This is a genomic window from Gemmatimonadota bacterium (assembly GCA_026706845.1).
GTDB lineage: Bacteria > Latescibacterota > UBA2968 > UBA2968 > UBA2968 > VXRD01.
This window is the reverse complement of the sequence record JAPOXY010000205.1, coordinates 39,165-46,373: the sequence shown is the minus strand read 5'-3', so window position 1 is coordinate 46,373 and position 7,209 is coordinate 39,165. Positions and strand designations below refer to the sequence as shown.

3 protein-coding genes and 1 pseudogene are annotated in these 7,209 nt (G+C 54.7%); 1 reads left to right on the top strand and 3 read right to left on the bottom strand.

Features of this window, described 5'->3' with window-relative positions:
* Positions 1–10 precede the first annotated feature (10 nt).
* Positions 11–217 (top strand): annotated as a pseudogene (locus OXG87_18695) (hypothetical protein).
* A 169-nt stretch (positions 218–386) separates the two neighbouring features.
* Here the strand turns inward: OXG87_18695 and OXG87_18690 are convergent.
* From OXG87_18690 to OXG87_18680, 3 genes are all read right to left on the bottom strand, one after another.
* The gene (locus OXG87_18690) at positions 387–2,309 is read right to left on the bottom strand and encodes an ABC transporter substrate-binding protein (GenBank protein MCY3871581.1); all 1,923 of its coding nucleotides are present in this window, start codon (positions 2,307–2,309) and stop codon (positions 387–389) included.
* A gap of 95 nt (positions 2,310–2,404) precedes the next feature.
* Positions 2,405–4,102, bottom strand: a complete 1,698-nt coding sequence (locus OXG87_18685; protein ID MCY3871580.1) for a BamA/TamA family outer membrane protein — start codon at positions 4,100–4,102, stop codon at positions 2,405–2,407.
* An 82-nt stretch (positions 4,103–4,184) separates the two neighbouring features.
* Positions 4,185–7,196, bottom strand: a complete 3,012-nt coding sequence (locus tag OXG87_18680; protein MCY3871579.1) for a hypothetical protein — start codon at positions 7,194–7,196, stop codon at positions 4,185–4,187.
* Between the last annotated feature and the right edge of the window lie 13 nt (positions 7,197–7,209).

Below are 7,209 nucleotides of genomic sequence, written 5' to 3'. Positions count from 1 at the left end.
GGAGAATATCGTGGTATATTACTACGTAAATAAAAACACAAACGACAAAGGAGATCATGAAGTCCACATTGAAGATTGCAGTTGGTTGCCAAGTCCTTCAAACCGTGTCTATCTCGGCAACTTTCTTTCCTGCTTCCTTGCGGTTAGAGAAGCAGAAAGGATAGGATATGGACCGGCAAATGGATGTTATCATTGCTCTCGTGACTGCCATACGAGCCGATCAGGGTTTCTTGTTGGAATTACTCCGCTTAGGTGGAGTGGACTTAACCCGTTTTGGTGGATAATAGCATAAATTCTCTTTTGATAAATAGAAAAAGGGCGCGTTTTAAACGCGCCCTTTCTCATGCTATGCTTTCACACCGTTTAACAAAACTTTCTGTCTCCTATTACTGTCCTAACTCAATCACGCCGCAACCGATACGTGCGCCAGCATTGCCCGAAGGTTGTGACACAAAATCATCAGCACCCGCATGGACGATGATCGCTTTTCCAACAATATCTATGTCTGAGCCAGTGTTCATCTCCCACAGATTTGTCGTCAGTTCAATTTTCCCCATGCCTTGATCATCCACAGTCATATTGCCAATGTCGCCGAGGTGAAATTCACCTTCTCCCCATTTTCCGTGTGCAACGCCAGTGGGATTCCAATGCCCGCCAGCCGATGTCCCGTCTGGCGCACTGCAATCGCCAGTTGTGTGGATATGGACAGCGTGTTCGCCTGCGGACGCATTAGCGAGCGAGACGACGAGCTTGATATTATCACCGATTTGTGTGAAAACCGCTTTTCCAGCCACACCGCTTTCGTTCGTCTCGCCGATTGCCGCCAAGGCAGTTTTTGTATCAAACACCTCAAATTTCCCATCCTTGACAATCAGAACAGCCGGATCGTAAACCGCATCGCCATTGGCATCAAAAGAAAACGAACCCAAAATCGTGTCCAAATTCTCGATTTGAGCCAATGCGTCCCGAATCGCGTGCGAATCAGGGGACCGGGCATCTGCAATCGCCTTTGCCAAAATGTGAACCGTCGCGTAGGACACGGCGGCGAATCGGCCCGGCGCGGCACCGTATTTCGTCATATAATTCTCAACAAAGACGCGATTGGCCAGCACATTGCCCGTACTGCTCCAATACGTAAAACTAATTGCCCCCTCAGCTGCCTCCCCGGCGCGTTCTACCTCATCCATAGTAAGCAGGGGCATCAGGATAGGAATACCGTGTTGTCCCCCATCGATCAGAGCCTGTGTTCGCCCTGCTGATATAGCCGAAACAAAAATCGCATCTGGATTCAACGCCACAATCCGGGAAAATTGCGCGGAAAGATCCATAGCGCCGGTTTCAAAAGTCTCAGTAGTCAGAACCTCGACCCCGTTCTCACTAAAGGCACTTTTCAACACCTCATCGCTACTCTGCGAAAAAACATCCATATTTTGAAACATCGTAACCACGCGCTCATAGTCCAATTTTTCCCGCGTCAGTTTTACACCCCCCGGAATCAGCGCATCAACAGTAAGGGCGACGCGAAAAACAAAATCGCCAATCGCGCTGAGGCCGCGTGCGGCCGAAGTGGGACTGATCGCCACGACTTCATTTTCCTGTGCAATGGGAAAAACCGCGCGCACCATGGTAGAAGTATAAACACCGAGAATAACTGGCACGCCATCTTCATAAATGAGTTTATTATACGCTGTAGTAGCGCCTTCTATAGTGCTCTGATCATCCTCGACAATAAACCTCAAAGTCATATCGCTCAGTTGTGAGTTCACCTCTTCAAGAGCCATTTCAAAGCCATTGATAAACCCCTGCCCAGTCTCGGATAACCGCCCCGTTTGAGACACAACCAGGCCAACTGATATGAGTTTAGACGTACCCGTCACCTGCGCCTGTCCACCAATGGGCAACGCAACTGTTGACGTATAGCCTCCATTGATCGGAATACTCGACCAGCGCCCCATCACAGAACCATCTTGAGAAGCGCGTGCCTGATAATATCCACTCACCTGACCGGATATCTCCACTGTGACGCGCCCCATATCATCGGTCATACCCGACCACTGATAATCGGGCATCTGCCCGGCAATAGAACGCGCAAACTCGACCATCACACCTGCCACAGGCGCATCATCTTGCGACACAGTCGCCACCACCGTCGCCTGAGACATACCCCCACCCGCTACGACCATTTTACTCAGCGGGCGTCCAATCTGTTCATCTACCCCGGAAGACTCCATCCCGCGCTCGCCACCACAGCCCCACATGAGACCTGCGGCGAGTACTAACATCATGATACTGCGAATCCTGTTCAACATAAGGTCCTCCCTGTGAATGAATAATTTCTCTCAAAAGTTCAGAAACGACACAGAATACGCCCCGAGCGTATGGATGTCAACGCGAATTTAACCAGCTAAAACGCACTGACCATCCGCACATGCACCATACCCTGTCCCAAACTCTCGCCCCGTGGCAATCCATAATCTATCCCAACTGCACCCATACGTCCATTTGCCAACAGACCAATGCCGTAGGACACGGGCCATGAATGCGTCCCTGCCCCTTCAATCCGCCCCGCATCGACAAAAGCAAAAAGCCGCGTTTTCGGACCCAGCAACCACCGCCATTCCACATTGACCCACCCCGCATTCGTCCCCCAAAACATCTCTTCCCGATAGCCCCGCAGCGATTGTGCGCCCCCCAGCCAGATGCCAGCAGACTGCGGCACATTCCCCTTTTGTCCCACCCAAAAAGCGCGCGCTCGACCAGCAACAACAGACTGCCTGCCCACAGGCAAAAACACCTGTCCATCAACACCCCACTGCACGCGCCGGACCCCATCTGAAACCTCGCCAATCTCTCCCCTGATCTCCGCTTTCCAACCGCCCATAGCATGCCCCCGTCGATCAAACCGAACACCTGACTCGATAGACCACATCCTCTCAGCCTCGAAAAATTCCAACCCCGAAGAATCGGGCAAAACGCGCCTGTGTGCAACACCGCCAAAAAACCGCGCGCCCTCACCCACAGAAACATCTGCGCCACCCCCAAACTTATGCGTCACATACCCCGGACGCGCAACCGTCTCCACAGCACCCCAACCTGAAAGCGGGCTATTTAACACATAGGGTTCGCGATACGACACATGCAAATTCGACAACCCCACACCCTGCCGCGACCACAGCGCGTAACCCTCTCGTCCCCCACCGGAAAAATTCAGAACATCGAGCGCGATCTCCCCGGTCAAACCCTGTCCAGACCCCACACCGAGCACCCCTTCAACGCGCGTGTGGCGCGACTCCTCTACACTGATCACAAGCGCCATCTCACCACCGGTAGATACGAGTTCAGGCGCATAAACTCGGTCAATAAACGGCAAATTCTGCAACTGCCTCACAAAAGCATCCACGCGACGCTGATCATAGACCTCGCCCGCAACAAACGAAATATGCCGCAACAAAACATCTTCCCGCGTCGTTTGATTGCCCTCAAAACGCACCGCATTGACATGCACCAGAGGACCGGGCGACACCACCACCTCTACCCGCGCCTCATCACCATCAAATCGCACATCTGGACGCAACGCGCAAAACGGGTAGCCCTGATCTTCATAAAAACGCAACAAATGATCCAACCGCTGGTTCAAATCGCTCTCAAGCAACACCATACCCTGCGCCAGACCAAATGTCATAAGCACATCAGATTGATCAAAAATCAAATCACCGCGCACATCCACAGACGCGACCCGCGTTCGCACCCCTTCAACAATCGCAAAAGCCACCGCCGCGTCGCCCGCGCGCATGGCAACCCTGGGAAAAGCCACCGCCACATGCCAGAATCCACGCGCCTGATACCCCTTCAAAATGCGGTAAACATCCTTCCGCAACAACGCCGAATCCACCGCAACCCCTGCCCGCGTAACCAACCACCCCCGCACATCGCGCGCACTTACAGACCGCGTACCTTCAACCTGCACGCGCTTCACAATCGCACGCACCTCTCCCCCCGCGCTGGAACCGACACAGGCCATCCAAATCGCAAAAAGCAAATACCGCCATATTTTTATGTATTTATCCGTATTCATCTGCACCTTTGCGCGACGGGCGGGCACAGGGGCACCGCCCCTACACTTGATTTTTCATCTGCGTCCATCTGCGAAAAACGCTCAAATTACTCGCGTTTTCTTCTGCGGATCAAAACACCGCCCGCATCTCCATGCGCCCGAGATGTATCGTCTGACGAGCAGGTCTTATGCGCCCATCGTACATCACCCGCGCCGATACATATTTGCCAAAACGGTAATCCATCCCCAACCGCCACGCCCAGTTCTGTCCCTGGCGATTGCCCCTTGCCAACCCCAAAAATAAGGGCACTACATCCGTCGCCCAAACCCGCGTCCAATCCAACCGCCCGCGCAATCGCCCGCGACCGGGCAAAGCGTAAATCACCTCTGGCTGAACGCCGACATGCCACGCGCGCAACACCCTGATACCTTCCCAATCTCGCCCACCCAAAACACCCAAACGCAAATACCATTTACGCGCAGACCTGAACGCACAGCGCAGCGCACCACTCGCACCATCAATGCGATAGGCAAAAGCACCGGCACCCTCGCGCGCTCTGTGCCCCAAATCAAATTCCGTCTCCAGTTCAAGGCGATTGCCAGGCCTCAATTTTCCCAACGCCCCACCCTGCACAAAAGATTCGGCAGCACCTCCGTAAAACGCCCGATTGACCTGACCGCGCACGCGCGCAGTCAAACGCAGCGATCCCCGTTTGTGATACCGAAACAAATAAAGACGCACCAATCCATCTCTGCGAGCACCCAAAATCCCGGCATCCGCATCAAAACCAAACAGATCCCAGGGAGCCGCGTGCCTTGTCCCAATCGCAATCTGTCGCTCTGCGCGCAACGACGCATCCAGCGCAACAACGGACAAAAAGTGCTCATCTCCAATCAAACGCCGAAAATCAATCTCCAGACGCATGCCCAGCGCGCCATCGCGTGCAGGGGCAAACTGCCCGTAATCATAAACCCGCACATAATCGCCATCGACATCGGGCACAAACTCTTCCACATCTCGCAAACCATCGCCATTGGCATCCTCCCAAATATATTCTCCCAACCCGGGCGCCACCTCGACAAAAATGGGCTGACTGACCCGCGTACTCGAAACACGATACGTTATCTGATGTGACGAGCCGGGACGATTATGCCCCAACCGCACGCGCCCCAGATGCGTCGTCGTCTGCTGACGTTCGCGCCCGATCTGAATTTCTCCGTGCGTATAAGAACCCGAAAAAATCCAGCCCCTCCAATTTGTCACCTGTGCCCTGTGGGTATGCAACCAACCGCGCAAACTATCCTGCCACACCGTTTCTCGCTGCCTGAACTTCCGGTATTTCAACTCCGATACCCACGACCAATTTCGCCCTTCGCCAATGCCCAGGTGCCACACCAACTCCTGTTTGTCAATGCCCTCGGGCAAAACGCGTGGACGCGCCGCATAAAAAAGCGAACTGCTACCCACCCCATCGCCCACCCCATTTTCCAGCGAAAAACGGAACCCTGGCACAACCTCCCCCATCGACACTTCAACCTGTCCCTCGTGCCGGCGCATCCCGCCGCTATCGCGCCCGAGCGACTCATAGCGATACATCCCCACAGGTGAACGGATCCCCACACTCTTCCGATCCGTTCGCACAACACCCACATGCTGCCCGTATTCCCCGGTAATAGAAAGTGCCTTGCCCAAATCCCAACGCACAGCCACCTCGCCCTCGCGTTGGGCAGTTCGCGCAGTATCGGCTTGCCAACCCCATCGCCCGGCAGCCCGCCCCCTATCCAATCGCTCAAATGCTTCAAAATCGGCCCCAACCTGGCGAAACCGACCCGTGACTTCAAAATCGCGCCCTGTCCACGCGCCGTCCATGCGAACCCCGCGCCCACTTCCCGAATCCCGATCACTCAGGGCAACCTCCCCAGAAACGCGCGCATTTGACCACGGCGTGTACGTCGCGTACACCACCCCCAACTGCCGCTGCACCGCAGTAGGTCCGGGCGATAATGCGGAACGATCAGACTCTCGAATCAGCGTCGTCCCCACAGACATCCCCTCAGCGAGCGACATGCGGGACTCCATACCCATCAGCCGGCTTCTCATACCGGCATCAATCACCTGATACTCCACTGTAACGCGGCTCTCGACCCCAATTGGTATCTCAGGCATAAACGCCACATGCCCGCGCTCGTAATCAATCGTATAATCTGCCCCATCCCCGCGGGTGAGCAATCGCCCATTGAGATACACGCGCTCAGACTCCGGCACAATTTGCCCCCTCAACCCACCACCCGACAACGAATAAGGTCCCTGAAACCCTTCAATCGTCACCAACCGCCGCGTTTCCCAACGTCCCCGCGACACCGCCCCAAAAGCCGCAACTTGTCCCTTCTCTCGATAGGCCAACACGCGCGCACCCTGCAACTGCCTCCGATAGCGCCCAAACACAGTCTCGTCAAACGCCACATCGAGATCGCCGAGCGTGGCCGATACCTGGTCGGAGTCAACCTGAAAAAACACGCGATCTAATTCCTGCAACCGCTTTGATCCTCCCTGCTCCCCTACTGGCAAATTGCGATCGGACAGCACAGCCAATAAATTGACCCCCTCGGCGACCTCGCCCGAAATACGCAACTGCAAAGCCTGATGAACCGCGTGTTGTGATCCTGCGGTCACAGAAATACTCTTATGACCACCAATCGTCAACTTCTCCTCCTCATTCCTATCTCGCACAACAGGCGGAGAAAACACGCGCACAATCGGTTGATCCCCACTGCCTTTCCCCGGTTGAAACTGGCGACGCTGAACCACAGGTGCAGTTACCAGAGGACGCTGCCTAAAACGCACCACAATCTCCACACCCCGCGCAACATTTCGCAAAAGCGTCAGCAACGCGCGATCTGCATCCACCACATAATCCCGATCCCGAACGAGCAACACCCCATCTACCCAAACCCGTTCACTCTTCGCCTCAATAGCGCGATCGGAAATCGAAAAAGGCCCGCGGCTTCCATCTGCTTGAAACACCCGTTCCCCATCGAACAACGTAAACTGCTCTGGCACGGGCAGCTGTGCGTACGCCTTCACGACACAGATTAAAAAAAATACAATGCCCCGAGCAATACGAAGGGTGTTAAAACTCATCTCTCATGTCTCG

Bases quoted from the DNA above. Each gene is read 5' to 3' on its own strand.
- OXG87_18690 (MCY3871581.1), bottom strand. From the start codon at position 2,309: ATGTTGAACAGGATTCGCAGTATCATGATGTTAGTACTCGCCGCAGGT.
- OXG87_18680 (MCY3871579.1), bottom strand. From the start codon at position 7,196: ATGAGTTTTAACACCCTTCGTATTGCTCGGGGCATTGTATTTTTTTTA.